Source organism: Serratia sp. 2723 (genome assembly GCF_050434425.1).
In the GTDB taxonomy this organism is placed as follows: domain Bacteria; phylum Pseudomonadota; class Gammaproteobacteria; order Enterobacterales; family Enterobacteriaceae; genus Chania.
Genome location: NZ_JBNDIN010000013.1, coordinates 1 through 16,330, shown reverse-complemented (window position 1 = coordinate 16,330; position 16,330 = coordinate 1). Strand labels below are relative to the sequence as shown.

The window sequence follows — 16,330 nt, the reverse complement described above, 5'->3', positions numbered from 1 at the left end:
TTACGCCACGTAATCTTCAGGTTTAATCGAGGATATGAACGGCTGCTCAGGCTGTAGATGAGCAAAGCCACTGAGCATATCTTCACTCAGCTCAATACCGGGGCGTGCTGGCCAAGGTAACGATTTGATTGGCCAATGGCAGTGTTGCTGATAGTCCTTGAACTGCGCTAATCGGCCCTTTACCAAATCGAAGTCGTTACTCCAAAAGGCATGACCGAGACGGTAGTTCTTATTGAATTCGTCAAAACTTGCAAAGAGTTCATGCGCTATATCGGCTGTTTTCAATATGTTGTCCCAGGCTTCTTGTTCTGCGATCAAACCGGCACAAAAACATGAGCGGCTCAGTGTGATCACCCGCCATAGATCGAAGGCCCAAATCAGCGCTGGCGAGCGTTGCTCCGGGCTTGGGGTTATGCAGCTATGAATATAATCGACAGGCTCTTCAATCAGTGCGGCCAGATTCCTCACCCAGGTATCATCTTCTACCGAATGGCGCATGTCGAAGGCAAAATGCTGGGAGTGCATACCGGCCAAAAGTTTATTCACAGCTTTGCGATAGTGCTTGGCGTCGGCGATGTTCCAGTCATCGTACAACCCTTTAAGATGATCTTTGGGCTGTGATGGATCCAGCAATGGGAATGTCTTAACGGGATCTTGCAGGCGTGCGGCGATCGGGTAGTGCTCAAGAGTTTCACTCCAAAAGCCTTGTGAATAAGTTTGGACTATGTCCAGGCGCAATGCTTGACGCTTGTTGTCTTCTAACTGGCCTAAATTCCCCTGCTGATAGTATCGCTGTTGCTCGCGCATAGGTGTTTTGACCAACCATGAGCACCCTATGGCCACCAGCCCGATGGCTAGCGCAGTACAGCCCCAAATCCAGTAAACTAGCGGGGGTAGTGAAGTACTAATGAAGCTATCCTGATAAGCAATTATCAGTAAGAATGACAGGCCTATGCCCAAGAGAGTCGGTATAACGAGTAACACGGAAATCACAGCGGCCAACGGACTTAATACCTTTAGCATGCCCTGGTTACCCGCTTCGCGATATTTATCCCAGAAAACCTTAACGTTTTTAACCGGAAAATCCTTGAATAGCGGGTGGTTTTGCATCAGTTCCTTCATTGGATTGCATTGCTCCTTTTTTATCGATATAGCTATCCTAACAAACACCAGCCTAAGGCGTAATAGTACGCATGATCGGGTTCTGCAACGAGATCAACGTCTCAGTTGACTGGATTTCGTCGATGGTCTGGATCTTGTTGATCAATACCTGTTGCAATGCATCGATCGAGCGGCACATCACCTTGATAAACACGCTGTAGTGGCCGGTGGTGTAATAGGCTTCCACCACTTCTTCCAGGCTTTCGAGCTTTTTCAGCGCCGAAGGATAGTCCTTGGCACTCTTCAATATGATGCCGATAAAACAGCAGACGTCGTAGCCCAGCCGTTTTGGGTTCACATCAACCCGCGTTCCGGTGATGATCCCGGCCTGTTTCATCTTCTCTACCCGCACATGAATGGTGCCGGGGCTGACGGCAAAATTCTTCGCCAGTTCGGCGTAAGGCATGCGGGCATTCTCCATTAATGCGTTGAGGATGCCGCGATCGAGATTATCGATCTGATAAATTTCTGCCATTAAATGCCCCTTTCATTGCTGATTGTTGAATTATCACCGCTTAAAAATGACCGATTAAAAGCGAAAAGGCAATATTGTTTGATGGATATTGAATTTAGGTGCCATTCTGTTGCTTAATCATTGGCAACTAGACAGATTATTGAAGAGATACGGCAATGAAAAAGCAGTTTATCCAAAAACAACAACAAATCAGCTTCGTGAAATCCTTCTTCTCCCGCCAGTTGGAACAGCAGCTTGGCCTGATTGAAGTGCAGGCTCCGATCCTCAGCCGACTGGGCGATGGTACTCAAGATAACCTCTCGGGCAGCGAAAAAGCCGTTCAGGTGAAAGTCAAAAGCCTGCCGGACGCGACGTTTGAAGTGGTGCACTCGCTGGCGAAATGGAAGCGTAAAACCCTGGGCGAGCACGATTTCAGCGCGGGTGAAGGTGTGTATACCCATATGAAAGCGCTGCGCCCGGATGAAGATCGCCTGACGCCGATCCACTCGGTGTATGTCGATCAGTGGGATTGGGAACGTGTTATGGGAGATGGCGAACGTAGCCCGGCTTACCTGCAAGATACCGTCAAGCGGATCTATGCCTCTATAAAAGAAACGGAAGCCGCGGTGAGCCGTGAATTTGGTCTGGCACCGTTCCTGCCAGAACAGATCCACTTTGTTCACAGCGAAACGCTGCTGCAACGTTACCCCGAACTGGATGCCAAAGGCCGTGAACGTGCGATCGCCAAAGAATTGGGGGCAGTATTCCTGATTGGTATTGGTGGCAAACTGTCACATGGCAAATCCCATGACGTACGTGCACCGGATTATGATGACTGGACCACTCCAGGTATTGAAGGACTGAAAGGGTTGAACGGTGACATCGTGGTGTGGAACCCGGTGTTGCAGGATGCGTTTGAACTTTCCTCGATGGGCATCCGTGTTGATGCGGCGGCGCTGCAACATCAGCTGGCGTTAACCGACGATCTGGATCGCCTGAAGCTGGAATGGCACCAGTCCCTGCTGCGTGGTGAAATGCCTCAGACGATTGGTGGTGGGATTGGTCAGTCACGTCTGGTAATGCTGTTGCTGCAACTGTCGCATATTGGGCAGGTACAGTGTGGCGTGTGGGGGCCAGAAGTACGCGAAAGCGTTGATGGGCTGCTGTAACAGCTAGCGACTCCAGCGCCGTAGTAAACGGCTTTTTAACCCGGTATCAAAGCGCCAGATATGATCGAAGATGCGCATGATGCCGGGTTTGCCATAGGCTGACATCGCCACCGCATGAAAGCGTTGCTGGTGGCTGTGCTGCTGTGACTTCACTTTCTTGATCACCTCTTCCGGCAGCCGCTGGGCAATAAAATCGGAAATAATCACCGCATCGGCGTCAAACCAGTCGCTTTCCGCCATTTTGCTGACGGTGGCATTCAGGCAGGCGGCCAAATCCGTCCCGCCACGAAAATGTTGGCCCAGGAACCGCACCGCCTGTTCGATACCGCTGGCGGCCGTCAGTTCATAGTGCACAATCTGGCTGGCAAACAGCATGATGTAGCAGCGGCGATTGTCTGCCAGTGCGATGCGCAGCAGTGCCAGGCAAAAGGCTTTGGCGCATTGTTCATTAAAGCCGCCCATTGAGCCGGAGGTATCTACGCAGACAATAAACGGCCCGCGTGGCTGCCGGTCCTGCTGCTGGTGAGTGACCTGGCGCATCATGATCTGCTCCTGCCAGGCATCCCCTTGCAGACGATAGGTCAGCAAGCGTTTTTCCAGCAGCCGCCGGTAAAACTCAAACTCCAACTCTTCAATGCCCAACGCCGCCAGTTCGGGGGGCAGTAGCCGCAGGATGTCGTCACTTTGGTGTATACCGCTGACCTCTTCTGGCTGAATGGCGGGTACCTGTACCATCACCCGGTACGGTTCCGGCTGCGCATCTTGTTGCGGCACCGCTTTGGCCTCATAGCTGCGGCCCAGCTGTTGTGCCAGCTTTTGTAGCTCTGGCTGCTGTTGCAGGAAGTCGCCGTACTCCACCAGCCGTTGGTAGTCACCACGTTGTAACTGGCCTTTGCTCATATCCCACAATCGGCCTGCGGCCGTGTCATTTTCCGCCAGCACCGGTTCCAGTGCGCCGCTCAGCGCCAGCCGTTCTTGCAACTCGGCCATCAGTTGTTCACGTTCCTGCTCCAGTAACTTATGGTGCAGCATCGTGGCCTGCAGCGTCAGGCTAATACGCCAGCGTTGCAGAAACAGGGTCTGGAAACTGCCATCGAGCGGGTGAGTGGTGAGATCGGCTACGTCCACCATACTCCGTGCCTGGGCGTAAAACGGCGATGCGCATTGGCGTAACAGATCGAGCGTATCGTCAAGGTGTTGCGAGAACTGGCCGTGGCTTTCCAACTGGCACTGCTGATAGCGGTAAAACTCTTGGGCCAGCACCGGCGGCACCACGGCTTGCTGAATGCGATCTTTCAGCTGTAACTTCCAATGAGGCAGATCGCGGTTGATCGCCCGACGTATCGCCGGGAATTTATTGAAAAACACCGCCAACTGCGGCGTGGCCAACATGCCAATGATCAGCTCTTCGATCAGCTCGCCTTCGGAGATCGACAACAGCATATCGAGCGTTTCGAGGCTCAACATCGTTACTGGCCGCGCATTTGCTGGGACAGCTGTTTGATTTGCTCGGCCACCTGCAGCAGGCTGGCTTCAATTTTTGCCAACCCGGCGGCAGGGGTGAACAGGCAAGGCTGATGCTGGCTGAATAGCCGCCGCTGTTCCGCCTGGCGCTGGCCAAGTGTTTCTATTTCGTCCAGGAATTCTGGCGGGGTTCCTCCGGTCGGCTTACCCGGCATGGCCAGCAGGGAGGGCTGGCGGCTGACGTCCAGCACGGTCAGGTGCAGTTGCTCATCGACTTCCAGATCGATCTGCTGGGCAAAACCAATGCCGTTGAGCTTGGCGCGCACCTCTCCCCCTTTTTGCAGCCAGTTTTCCAGCATGCTGCTTTCGATACTCAGGTGGTTAACCTGGATGTCGTGCAACTGTAACGGTTTTTGCAGCAGCAGCGTCAAAGTGGTGCCAGTGAGCGGATGCTCCAGCACGTATTGTGGCTTGCGGCTGAACATGCCGCCTTTTTTCACCAGTTGGATGGCCTGGCGATGGCTCTGCTGCTGTTGATGCTGCATCCAGCGGGTGTGGATCTGCTGTAGCTGGATCAACAAGGTTTGCTGCTGATAGGCCTGTTCGGTCAGCAACTGATCGATTTGCTGCTGTAACAATTTTAATGATGTCCGATCGTGCCACAGGCAATCCTTCAACAGCATTAAATCCAACGGCACGATGGTGTCGCGGCCGCTGAAAAAGGCACAGGCTTGCAGTAAACGCAGGGATTTCTTCCAGCGCCGATCCGAAACATAGGGTGCCTGTTCCAGGGCGTCTAAACGTTGGCGCAGCAGGAAGATCAGCTCAAAGCAGTGTTCCGGCAGTTTGACCTTATCGATCAGCGGTTGCCACTGGTGGAACTCTTCATCGCTGATGCTCAACGCCTCGGGCACCGGGTTGTCACTTTCATTCTGCCGGGCCACCAACAGCGAGCGAAAATTCTGCTTATCCTGCACCTTATCGAGCCACAGCCGGATCAGCATACGGTCATACAACGCCTCAAGGCTGCTATCGGCCTCGGGTAATTCATTGGAGGCGGTGACCAGCAGGCGCAGCGGAATGGGGTCTTCACTGTTGCCGTTACGGAAGCGGCGCTCGTTGATCGCGGTCAGCAGGGTATTGAGGATAGCCGGGCCAGCCTTCCAGATTTCATCAAGAAACACGATCTCGGCTTCGGGCAGATAACCCGCAGTCAGGCGCTGATAGCGGCCTTCATCTTTCAGAGCCTGGATCGACAGCGGGCCAAACACCTCTTCCGGCGTGGAAAAGCGCGTCATCAGGTATTCAAATGAGCGAGCGCTGCGGAAGGCAAATTTCAGCCGACGGGCGATCAGGCTTTTGGCGATCCCCGGTGGGCCGAGCAAGAACACGCTTTCACCGCACAAGGCCGCCAGCAAGCACAGCCTGATAGCCTCTTGTCGTTCATAAAGGCCGCTCTCCAGCGCACTGCTGAGGCGGGCGATCCGTTCTGCCAGAAGTGTTGATGACGCCATAAAATAGCTCGCGTTGTCCGGAGGTTAGAGCCTGCCACCCAGGCCGACAGCCAATCTTGCTAGAGAATCCGATGATAAACCATCATTATTTTTAGCCCTATAGCTGGTTGATTAGTAAAATTTTTCTATGCTCAACAAGGGGGCTGATTCACATTTTGTTTATTTTTGGGGTCAGATAGTAGAGTAGGCAAGTGCTATAAATGATGCATACTGTGCGCCTTTTACCGGGTGTGACGGATCTTAGAGCCCGTATCTTTAGCCTGATGCTGATGTATCGGTTGACGGATGATCTAGCAAAAGAAGCAAACTATGAGCACAGAACATAAACAGTCTTTATCGGCGGTTACCCTGGCGGCTATTGGGGTCGTTTACGGTGATATCGGCACCAGCCCGCTCTATACCTTGCGAGAATGTTTCTCCGGCCATTACGGTTTTGATGTCCGGCCCGATGTGGTGTTTGGTTTCCTTTCCTTAATCTTCTGGATGTTGATTGTCATCGTTTCCCTGAAGTATCTCACCTACGTCATGCGTGCGGATAACGCCGGTGAAGGCGGGATACTGACGTTAATGTCTTTGGCTGGGCGCCATACCTCGGCGCGTACCACCTCTTTGCTGGTGATCCTGGGCCTGATTGGTGGCAGCTTCTTCTATGGCGAGGTGGTGATCACCCCGGCGATCTCGGTGATGTCGGCGATCGAAGGGTTGGAGATTGCCGCCCCGTCACTGGACCCTTATATCGTCCCGCTCTCCATTCTGGTACTGACCTTACTGTTTGTGATCCAAAAGCATGGCACCGGCAGCGTGGGTAAACTGTTTGCCCCGGTGATGCTGCTGTGGTTTATCGTGTTGGCGGTCCTGGGGGCGCGCAGCATTATCGCCAACCCGGAAGTGTTGCAGGCGCTGAACCCGAAATGGGCCTTCAACTTCTTTGTTGAATATAAGAAGGTATCGTTCTTCGCGCTCGGTGCGGTGGTGCTGTCGATTACCGGTGTGGAAGCGCTGTATGCCGATATGGGCCACTTTGGCAAATTCCCGATCCGCCTGGCCTGGTTCACCGTAGTGCTGCCTTCGCTGGTGCTCAACTACTTCGGCCAAGGCGCATTGCTGCTGAAAAACCCGGAAGCGATCAAGAACCCGTTCTTCCTGTTGGCCCCCGACTGGGCGCTGATCCCACTGCTGATATTGGCCACGCTGGCCACGGTTATTGCCTCGCAGGCGGTGATTTCCGGCGTCTTCTCGTTGACCCGCCAGGCCGTTCGTCTGGGCTATCTGTCACCGATGCGCATCATTCATACCTCGGAAATGGAGTCCGGCCAGATCTATATCCCGGTGATCAACTGGACCCTGTATATCGCCGTGGTGTTGGTGATTGTGGGCTTCGAACACTCCAGCAACCTGGCCGCGGCCTATGGTATTGCGGTGACCGGCACCATGGTATTGACCAGCATCCTGATCACCTCCGTTGCCATCAAGAACTGGCATTGGAATCGCTTCCTGGTGGTGGGTATTCTGGCGATCCTGCTGATTATCGATGTGCCGATGTTCTCGGCTAACGCTCTGAAACTGTTCTCCGGCGGTTGGTTGCCGCTGACGTTGGCCCTGGTGATGTTCCTGATCATGATCACCTGGAAGAGCGAACGCTTCCGCCTGCTGCGCCGGATGCATGAGCATGGCAACTCCCTGGAAGCACTGATTGCCTCACTGGAAAAATCACCGCCGGTTCGCGTGCCTGGCACTGCGGTATTTATGTCGCGGGCGATTAACGTGATCCCGTTTGCCCTGCTGCATAACCTCAAACACAACAAAGTGCTGCATGAGCGGGTGGTGCTGCTGACCTTGCGTACCGAAGATGCCCCTTATGTGCATAACGTCCGGCGGGTAACGATTGAACAACTGTCGCCGACCTTCTGGCGGGTGGTAGCCAGCTATGGCTGGCGTGAAACGCCGAACGTTGAGGAAGTCTTCCACCGCTGCGGGTTGGAAGGGCTGCCCTGCCGGATGATGGAGACGTCGTTCTTTATGTCCCATGAATCGCTGATCCTCACCAAACGGCCATGGTATCTGTTCCTGCGCGGCAAGCTGTTTATCGCCCTGAGCCGCAACGCATTGCGGGCTGCCGACCAGTTTGAGATCCCGCCCAACCGGGTCATCGAACTGGGAACCCAGGTCGAAATATAAATCAGGGGCTCAGCATTTGCTGGGCCCTTCTTTTTTACCTGCACTTTTGCCGAAGGCGAGCGAAACGTTTCGATAGCGATCACATTTCCGCTATTACAGGGTTGTCTTCCCCTGCTGATTTTCTAAACTGACCCAATAGCGAAACGTTTCGCTGCTGGAGTTTAATCATGAAAAAAGGCGTACTACTGAATTCTGACGTTTCTGCGGTGGTCTCTCGTCTCGGCCACACCGATCAGATCGCGATTTGTGATGCTGGCTTGCCGATCCCTGCCGTGACGCCGCGTATCGATCTGGCGCTGACCCAAGGGGTGCCGACATTCTTGCAGGTTGTCGGCGTGGTAACGCAGGAAATGCAGGTAGAGAGCGCCATCTTGGCGGAAGAGATCGTCAAGCATAACCCATCGCTCCACCAAGCGTTGCTGGCCCAACTGACGCAGCTTGGCCAACGCCAGGGCAACACCATCAGCGTCAGCTATATCAGCCACAGCGCGTTTAAAGCACAAACCGAACATAGCCGGGCCGTGATCCGCAGCGGAGAATGTTCGCCCTACGCGAACGTGATCCTGTGCTCCGGCGTAACTTTCTGAGGCGCCTATGCAACCTTTACTGCAACTGAAAGGGATCGATAAGGCCTTTCCCGGCGTGAAGGCGCTTTCTGGGGCCGCCCTGAGCGTTTATCCCGGCAGGGTGATGGCGCTGGTGGGGGAAAACGGTGCTGGCAAATCCACCATGATGAAAGTGCTGACCGGTATCTACAACAAGGATGCGGGCAGCCAATATTTCCTCGGCAGGGAAGTGGCCTTTAACGGGCCGAAAGATTCGCAGGAAGCGGGGATCGGCATCATCCACCAGGAACTGAACCTGATCCCGCAGCTGACCATTGCCGAGAATATCTTTCTTGGCCGCGAGTTCGTTAACCGCTTTGGCCGCATCGACTGGAAACGCATGTATGCCGAAGCGGATAAACTGCTGGCGCGTTTGAACCTGCGCTACAGCAGCCACCGGCTGGTGGGGGAATTGTCGATTGGCGATCAGCAAATGGTGGAAATCGCCAAGGTGCTGAGCTTTGAATCCAAAGTGATCATCATGGATGAGCCGACCGATGCCCTGACAGATACCGAAACCGCTTCGCTGTTTAAAGTGATCAACGAGCTGAAAGCCGAAGGCCGTGGCATTGTTTATATCTCCCACCGTCTGAAAGAGATCTTCGAAATCTGCGACGATGTGACCGTATTCCGTGACGGGCAATTTATTGCCGAGCGGCCGGTTGCCGAACTGAATGAAGATTCGCTGATTGAAATGATGGTGGGCCGCAAGCTGGAAGAGCAGTATCCACGCCTGAATCTGCCACGCGGTGAAAAACGCCTGCAGGTGAGCCACGTTTCCGGCCCTGGTGTGCATGACGTCAGCTTTACTTTATACCGCGGTGAGATTCTGGGTGTGGCTGGCCTGATGGGGGCTGGGCGTACCGAGCTGATGAAGATCCTGTACGGTGCGGCGCCACGTAAAAGCGGCACCGTCAACCTGGACGGCCATGAGGTGGTAAATCGTACTCCTCAGGACGGCCTGGCCAACGGTATCGTCTATATTTCCGAAGACCGTAAACGTGATGGCCTGGTGCTGGGGATGTCGGTGAAGGAAAACATGTCGCTCACCGCGCTGCGCTATTTCAGCCGTGCCGGTGGTGGCCTGAAACATGCCGACGAGCAGATCGCCGTCAGCGATTTTATCCGCCTGTTCAATATTAAAACGCCGTCGATGGAGCAACCGATTGGCCTGCTTTCCGGCGGTAATCAGCAAAAAGTGGCAATTGCCCGTGGCTTGATGACCCGGCCAAAGGTACTGATCCTCGACGAACCGACACGCGGCGTCGACGTCGGGGCCAAAAAAGAGATCTACCAGTTAATCAACCAGTTCAAGCAGGAAGGGCTGAGCATCATTCTGGTGTCTTCGGAAATGCCGGAGGTGCTGGGCATGAGCGACCGCATTCTGGTGATGCACGAAGGTCACCTCAGCGGCGAATTCCCGATTGAACAGGCCACCCAGGAAGTGCTGATGGCAGCAGCCGTCGGCAAGCAATACGGCGTAAAGCAGGAGTAATCAGATATGAGTTCACAAAGTGTCGCAGCCAAGCGCTGGTTCAGTAAAGAGTGGCTGTTGGAGCAGAAATCGCTGATTGCCCTGCTGGTGCTGATTGCCGTGGTGTCTTCGATGAGCCCGAATTTCTTCACCGTTAATAACCTGTTCAACATCCTGCAGCAAACCTCGGTGAACGCCATTATGGCGGTCGGCATGACGTTGGTGATCCTGACTTCCGGCATCGATTTGTCGGTCGGATCGCTGTTGGCGCTGACCGGGGCGGTAGCCGCTTCGATTGTCGGATTTGAAGTCAATGCGGTGGTGGCTGTTGCAGCTGCGCTGGCGTTGGGTGCTGCCGTAGGTGCCTGCACCGGGATTATCGTTGCCAAAGGCAAGGTTCAGGCGTTTATCGCCACCTTGGTGATGATGCTGTTACTGCGCGGCGTGACCATGGTGTACACCAACGGTAGCCCGGTCAATACCGGCTTTACCGACGTTGCCGACACCTTTGGCTGGTTCGGGATTGGCCGTCCGTTGGGCGTTCCTACCCCGATCTGGATCATGGCCATCGTGTTTATCGCCGCCTGGTATATGCTGCATCATACCCGTCTTGGCCGCTATATTTATGCGCTGGGCGGCAACGAAGCGGCTACCCGCCTTTCCGGTATCAGTGTCGATCGGGTTAAAATCATCGTTTACTCCCTGTGCGGCCTGCTGGCGGCACTGGCTGGGGTCATTGAAGTGGCGCGCCTGTCCTCTGCGCAACCTACTGCGGGTACCGGCTATGAGCTGGATGCCATCGCTGCGGTGGTGCTGGGTGGTACCAGCCTGGCGGGGGGGAAAGGGCGCATCGTCGGTACCCTGATTGGGGCGCTGATCCTTGGCTTCCTGAACAACGGTTTGAATTTACTGGGTGTTTCTTCCTACTACCAAATGATCGTGAAAGCAGCCGTTATTCTGCTGGCGGTTCTGGTAGACAACAAAAGTAACAAGTAACCTCTCCCCTACAGGAATCACGACCATGAAAATGAAAAAACTGGCAACCTTGGTTTCGGCCATCGCGCTAACCGCCACTCTGAGTGCTAATGCCCTGGCAAAAGACACCATCGCGCTGGTGGTTTCTACGCTCAACAACCCGTTCTTTGTTTCGATGAAAGAGGGAGCGCAGTTGGAAGCCAACAAACTGGGTTACAACCTAGTGGTGCTGGACTCCCAAAACAACCCGGCGAAAGAGTTGGCCAACGTGCAGGATCTGATGGTGCAGAACCCGAAACTGCTGCTGATTAACCCCACCGACTCTGACGCGGTAGGTAACGCCATCAAGATGGCCAATCAGGCCAAGATCCCGGTCATCACGCTCGACCGTATGGCAGCGAAAGGTGAAGTGGTTAGCCATATCGCTTCCGACAACCGCGCGGGCGGTAAAATGGCCGGTGACTTTATTGCCAAGAAAGCCGGTGCTGATGCCAAGGTGATCCAGCTGGAAGGCATTGCCGGGACATCTGCTGCCCGTGAACGTGGTGAAGGTTTCCAACAGTCACTGGAGCAGAACAAGTTTAAACTGCTGGCCAGCCAACCGGCGGACTTCGATCGCACCAAGGGCCTGAACGTGATGCAGAACCTGCTGACCGCGCATCCAGACGTGCAGGCAGTGTTTGCACAGAACGATGAAATGGCACTGGGCGCGCTGCGTGCACTGCAAACAGCCGGTAAAACGGACGTCATAGTGGTTGGCTTTGACGGCACCGCAGACGGCGTGAAAGCGGTTGAAGGCGGCAAACTGGCGGCGACCGTGGCACAGCGCCCGGATCAGATCGGCGTGATTGGCGTAGAAACGGCAGATAAGATCTTGAAAGGCGAGAAAGTACCGGCGACTATCCCGGTTGATTTGAAACTGGTTACCAAGTAAGTCATCTCCAGCGCCATCGGAACGGGGCGTGACGATGGCGCGCAATTTAAGGGATCCCTGTGATGGAAACAGCAAAGCTGGTGGTTTTGGGCAGCATCAATGCCGACCATATCCTCAATATCAACCAGTTTCCCCAGCCGGGCGAAACGGTGATCGGCCAGCAGTATAAGGTCGCCTTTGGAGGCAAAGGGGCTAACCAGGCGGTGGCTGCCGGGCGCAGCGGTGCGGATATCGCCTTTATTGCCTGCGTAGGCGCAGACGATATTGGTGAACGTATTCGCCAACAGCTGGCAACCGATCGCATTGATACCCAACCGATTGAGGCTATCGCCGGCAGCACCACTGGCGTGGCGCTGATTTTCGTCAATGCCGAAGGCGAGAACGTGATTGGTATCGATGCCGGTGCCAACGCGGCGGTCACTCCCGATTATCTCAATCGCTATCGGCAACGGATTATCGATGCCGATGCGTTATTGATGCAGCTTGAGTCACCGCTGGAAACGGTGATTGCCGCCGCCAAACTGGCCAAGCAGCACCAAACCCAGGTGATCCTTAATCCGGCTCCGGCCTGTGAGCTGCCTGACGAACTGTTAGCCATGATCGACATGATCACCCCGAACGAAACCGAAGCCCAGCGGCTGACCGGTATCGCGGTGAATAATGACGCTGACGCCGAACGTGCCGCCAACATCCTGCATGATAAAGGCATCGGCTGCGTGATTATCACCCTCGGCAGCCGTGGCGTGTGGTTGAGCGAAAACGGTAAAGGCAAATTGGTACCGGGCTTTAAGGTCAAGGCGGTGGATACCATCGCGGCCGGTGATACCTTCAACGGTGCCTTGGTGACTGCTTTGCTTGAAGGCAAAGTGATGAGTGATGCGGTGCGTTTCGCCCATGCGGCGGCGGCCATTGCCGTTACCCGGCCGGGTGCTCAACCTTCTGTGCCATGGCGTGAAGAGATTGACGCGTTCTTGCAGCAACAGGGATAACGCTTTTGGCTACCATGAAAGATGTCGCCCGCTTGGCGGGTGTTTCAACCTCGACGGTCTCGCACGTGATCAATAACAATCGCTTTGTCAGCGACAGCGTGCGTGACAAAGTCATGGTGGCCGTGGAACAGCTTAACTATGCTCCTTCCGCACTGGCGCGCAGCCTGAAACTCAATACGACGCGTACCATTGGCATGCTGGTGACCTCCAGCAATAACCCGTTTTATGCCGAAGTGGTGCGCGGCGTGGAACGCAGCTGCTATGAGCGTGGCTACAGCCTGATCCTGTGCAACACCGAGGAAGATGTGGCGCGGATGAACAGCAGCATGGAAACGCTGCTGCAAAAGCGGGTGGATGGCCTGCTGGTGATGTGTACCGAAAACCACCGCCCTTCGCAGGATGCGCTCAGCCGCTATCCTTCTTTGCCGATCGTGATGATGGACTGGTCGCCGTTTGAAGGGGCCAACGATATCATTCAGGATAACTCGTTGCTGGGGGGGGAAATGGCTACCGATCATCTGATCGCTCGCGGCTATCGCCAAATTGCCTGTATCGCCGGGCCGCTGGATAAAACGACCGCGCGCCATCGTTTGGAAGGTTATCGCCGCGCCATGCAGCGTGCCGGTCTTGAAATCCTGCCGGGCTATGAGGTGTATTGCGATTTTGAGTTTGAAGGGGGCGTGCATGCCATGAAGCAACTGCTGGCGTTGGCCGAGCCTCCTCATGCGGTGTTTGCAGGCAACGATGCCGTCGCCGTCGGCGTTTATCAGGCGCTGTATCAGGCCGGGCTGGTGGTGCCACAAGATATGGCCGTGATGGGTTACGACGATATCGAACTGGCCAAATATCTGGCCCCACCGCTCAGTACCATTCATCAGCCCAAAGATTCATTGGGGGAGCTGGCGGTCGATGCGCTCATCAACCGCCTGCAAAACCCCGAACGTGATGCCCAGATCCTGGTGCTGACGCCAGAGCTGGTGGAGCGAGACTCAGTCGGTCACCGCTAACTGGTAGTCTTTGCTTCTTTGCGTGATTTCTCTTTGCCGGTGATCAGGTTATTGCCGTCTTTTCTTCTTAACAGCATAAAGACGAAGGCCGAAGCGATGGTCACTATTCCCATGGTAATAAAGGTGTAGTGGAACTGATCGATCATGGTGCCGATTTCCATTGAGCTATAGAAGCGCAACACGGCGGCGCTGATCGCTACGCCAAAGCTGATAGACAGCTGTTGCGTCACTGCCAGTACGCTGTTGCCGGAACTGGCGTTGCCATCGTTCAGGTCTGCCAGACTGATGGTATTCATGGCGGTAAACTGCGTCGACATCGCCATCCCTAGAATAAACAGCGGCAAAATCATCAGCCACAGCGGCATGCCTGGGCTTTGCAGTGAGAATTGCGCAATCAGCACGCCAATAACGATGGTGATACCCACCAACGTCTTACGGTAACCGAACCAGCGCAACACCTGGGTAACGGTAGACTTTGCCATCAGAGAACCCACCGCCGTCGGGGCCATCATGCAACCGGCGACGATCGCCGAATAGCCAAAGGCCACCTGCAGCATCAACGGCATCAGGAAGGGAACACAGCCGGTCCCCAGCCGTGAGGCCACGTTACCAGCAATGCCGACGGAAAAGGTGCGGGTCTTGAACAGATCCAGCCCAATCAGCGGCTGAGCGTGGCGGCGGGCGTGAATGATATAGCCAAACAGCATCACAAAGCCGCTCAGGAACACCCCCAGAGAAATGTAATTGGCCAGCACCTGCTCGCCAAACAGCTCCAGGCCGGTGGAGATCAGTACCAGGCTAAGGCCAAACAGCATAAAACCAATGAAATCAAACGGCCGCTTCGGCGTGGTGAAGTCCGGCATGTATTTGCGGGCGTAGACGATGCCGAGTAAGCCTATCGGGATGTTAATCAGGAAAATCCAATGCCAGGTGGCGTAGGTCACCAGCCAGCCGCCAAGCAGCGGCCCCATTATTGGCCCCACCAGGCCAGGCATGGTGACAAAGTTCAGTACCGGCAACAGCTCGCTGCGCGGATAAGCCCGCAACAGGGCAAGGCGAGCCACCGGCATCATCATGGCACCGCCAATCCCCTGCAAAATACGTGAGGCGACCAGGAAACTCAGCGTCGGGGACAAGGCACACAAGAGTGAGCCAAAGGTAAACAGCGAGACGGCGATAATAAACACCCGCCGGGTACCGAAGCGATCGGCCAGCCAGCCACTCACCGGGATTAACATCGCAACCGTCAGGGTGTAACTGATCACCGCCGACTGCATCGCCAAGGGGGAACGATCGAGGCTGTGGGCTATCGCCGGTAAGGCGGTATTGAGAATAGTGGCATCCAACGCCTGCATAAAGAACGCCATCGCGGCGATCCAAGGTAACCCGGCCATGCTGCGTGCAGATTTTGTCATCGTAGTCCCATTTTCCTTCTATATATAGCTGAGGAGTTTACGCATTCCCCTGCAACAACGTTTGGCATGCTGTGAGGGCTGCGCTGCAGTCACTGGCGACTATGGCATCCACAATGGCCTGATGGTGTTGCAGCTTGATCACTTCATTACCGGTGATCGCCCGGAAATAGCTTTGATACACCGAGCTGAACAGGTTGGCGAACGAGGTGAGAAACGGATTGGCGCTGGCTTCATAGATCAACTGGTGGTACTGGGTATCGACTTCAATCCAGCGTTCGCGGTCAAAATCCACGTGTAGCGCCTGCATTTCTGCCATCAGCGTGACCAATCGCGCCTTTTGCTCCGGGGTGGCGTTGATTGCTGCCAATGAACAGGCCTGAGGTTCTAGCGACGTACGTAGGATAAGGAAGTGCTGCATGACCTGGCCGAAGTTCTCCCTGGTCATCCACCAGGTCAGCAGATCCTGATCGAGGAAGTTCCATTGGCTTTGCGGCATGACCCTGGTGCCGATGCGCGGGCGCGGTAACAGCATGCCTTTGGCTGCCAGCATTTTTACCGCTTCACGTACCGCAGTGCGGCTGACGCCAAACTGTTCTGCCAAATCCATCTCGCCGGGCAGGATGCTGCCGGCTTGATATTCACCGGCCAGGATCTGTTGGCCGAGTTTTTCTGCCAGCAGATAAGAAAGATTACGCTGTGCGGCCTGTTGTTGAACATCGAATTGCATGGCTGCGGTTCCTTTAACTGCATTGTTATCTTTCATTTTACGCCAGGGAGCGCCAGCTTTTACGGCTGTTTTCGGGAAAAAGTGGCAAAAACGACGAACAAGACAGCGTTTTGCCGAAAAAAGCCGCGCTTGAAAAGTTTTTTGAATTTAGGGGTTGCGCCCTTCTGATAACTCCCTATAATGCGCCTCCACTGACCGGGAACAACGACTCCTCTAACGAGAACCAGTCGCCCAGCCAGGAAGAAGCAACCCGGTGAAAACACC

Annotated in this window: 15 protein-coding genes; 8 read left to right on the top strand and 7 right to left on the bottom strand. The window is 54.9% G+C overall.

The window, feature by feature from the left end; all coding sequences use genetic code 11:
• Together ABIE29_RS18070 and asnC are read right to left on the bottom strand one after the other, a co-directional pair.
• Positions 1 to 1,122, bottom strand: a complete 1,122-nt coding sequence (locus ABIE29_RS18070) for a DUF1266 domain-containing protein (RefSeq protein WP_429620032.1) — start codon at positions 1,120 to 1,122, stop codon at positions 1 to 3.
• A gap of 52 nt (positions 1,123 to 1,174) precedes the next feature.
• A complete protein-coding gene (gene asnC, locus ABIE29_RS18065) occupies positions 1,175 to 1,636 on the bottom strand; it encodes a transcriptional regulator AsnC (protein ID WP_025123141.1) in 462 nt (153 codons plus the stop codon).
• Between the two features lie 155 nt (positions 1,637 to 1,791).
• Between asnC and asnA the strand changes: the two genes are divergently transcribed.
• Positions 1,792 to 2,784, top strand: coding sequence for an aspartate--ammonia ligase (asnA, locus tag ABIE29_RS18060; protein WP_429620031.1), 993 nt, complete (start codon positions 1,792 to 1,794; stop codon positions 2,782 to 2,784).
• 3 nt (positions 2,785 to 2,787) lie between these two features.
• On the opposite strand, the gene viaA is transcribed toward asnA, so the two are convergent.
• Positions 2,788 to 4,251, bottom strand: coding sequence for an ATPase RavA stimulator ViaA (viaA, locus tag ABIE29_RS18055; protein ID WP_429620030.1), 1,464 nt, complete (start codon positions 4,249 to 4,251; stop codon positions 2,788 to 2,790).
• A 2-nt stretch (positions 4,252 to 4,253) separates the two neighbouring features.
• Entirely contained in the window at positions 4,254 to 5,762 is a 1,509-nt protein-coding gene (ravA, locus tag ABIE29_RS18050) for an ATPase RavA (protein ID WP_429620029.1), read from the bottom strand.
• Positions 5,763 to 6,071: 309 nt separating this feature from the next.
• Here ravA and kup point away from each other — a divergent pair, with 309 nt between their 5' ends.
• The 7 genes from kup to rbsR all read left to right on the top strand — a co-directional run bounded on the left by kup (position 6,072) and on the right by rbsR (position 13,924).
• Positions 6,072 to 7,940: a low affinity potassium transporter Kup gene (gene kup, locus ABIE29_RS18045; protein ID WP_429620028.1), complete on the top strand. Its 1,869-nt coding sequence runs from the start codon at positions 6,072 to 6,074 to the stop codon at positions 7,938 to 7,940.
• A 167-nt stretch (positions 7,941 to 8,107) separates the two neighbouring features.
• On the top strand, positions 8,108 to 8,527 hold the full coding sequence (gene rbsD, locus ABIE29_RS18040; protein ID WP_429620027.1) for a D-ribose pyranase: 420 nt from the start codon (positions 8,108 to 8,110) through the stop codon (positions 8,525 to 8,527).
• A gap of 7 nt (positions 8,528 to 8,534) precedes the next feature.
• Positions 8,535 to 10,040 carry a ribose ABC transporter ATP-binding protein RbsA gene (gene rbsA, locus ABIE29_RS18035; protein WP_429620026.1) on the top strand — a complete coding sequence of 502 codons (1,506 nt, stop codon included), beginning with the start codon at positions 8,535 to 8,537 and terminating at the stop codon, positions 10,038 to 10,040.
• A gap of 6 nt (positions 10,041 to 10,046) precedes the next feature.
• A complete protein-coding gene (gene rbsC / locus ABIE29_RS18030; protein ID WP_024484670.1) occupies positions 10,047 to 11,015 on the top strand; it encodes a ribose ABC transporter permease in 969 nt (322 codons plus the stop codon).
• 25 nt (positions 11,016 to 11,040) lie between these two features.
• A complete protein-coding gene (rbsB, locus tag ABIE29_RS18025) occupies positions 11,041 to 11,928 on the top strand; it encodes a ribose ABC transporter substrate-binding protein RbsB (protein ID WP_429620025.1) in 888 nt (295 codons plus the stop codon).
• A gap of 62 nt (positions 11,929 to 11,990) precedes the next feature.
• Positions 11,991 to 12,917 carry a ribokinase gene (rbsK, locus tag ABIE29_RS18020; RefSeq protein ID WP_429620024.1) on the top strand — a complete coding sequence of 309 codons (927 nt, stop codon included), beginning with the start codon at positions 11,991 to 11,993 and terminating at the stop codon, positions 12,915 to 12,917.
• Between the two features lie 5 nt (positions 12,918 to 12,922).
• Positions 12,923 to 13,924: a ribose operon transcriptional repressor RbsR gene (rbsR, locus tag ABIE29_RS18015; protein ID WP_429620023.1), complete on the top strand. Its 1,002-nt coding sequence runs from the start codon at positions 12,923 to 12,925 to the stop codon at positions 13,922 to 13,924.
• Here the strand turns inward: rbsR and mdtD are convergent.
• The 3 genes from mdtD to ABIE29_RS18000 form a co-directional block, all read right to left on the bottom strand.
• Positions 13,921 to 15,339 carry a multidrug transporter subunit MdtD gene (gene mdtD, locus ABIE29_RS18010; RefSeq protein ID WP_429620022.1) on the bottom strand — a complete coding sequence of 473 codons (1,419 nt, stop codon included), beginning with the start codon at positions 15,337 to 15,339 and terminating at the stop codon, positions 13,921 to 13,923. The genes rbsR and mdtD overlap by 4 nt on opposite strands.
• Before the next feature lie 37 nt (positions 15,340 to 15,376).
• The gene (locus ABIE29_RS18005; RefSeq protein ID WP_429620021.1) at positions 15,377 to 16,066 is read right to left on the bottom strand and encodes a FadR/GntR family transcriptional regulator; all 690 of its coding nucleotides are present in this window, start codon (positions 16,064 to 16,066) and stop codon (positions 15,377 to 15,379) included.
• 59 nt (positions 16,067 to 16,125) lie between these two features.
• Positions 16,126 to 16,330: hypothetical protein (locus tag ABIE29_RS18000; protein WP_429620020.1), on the bottom strand; the 205-nt coding region annotated here is incomplete at its 5' end.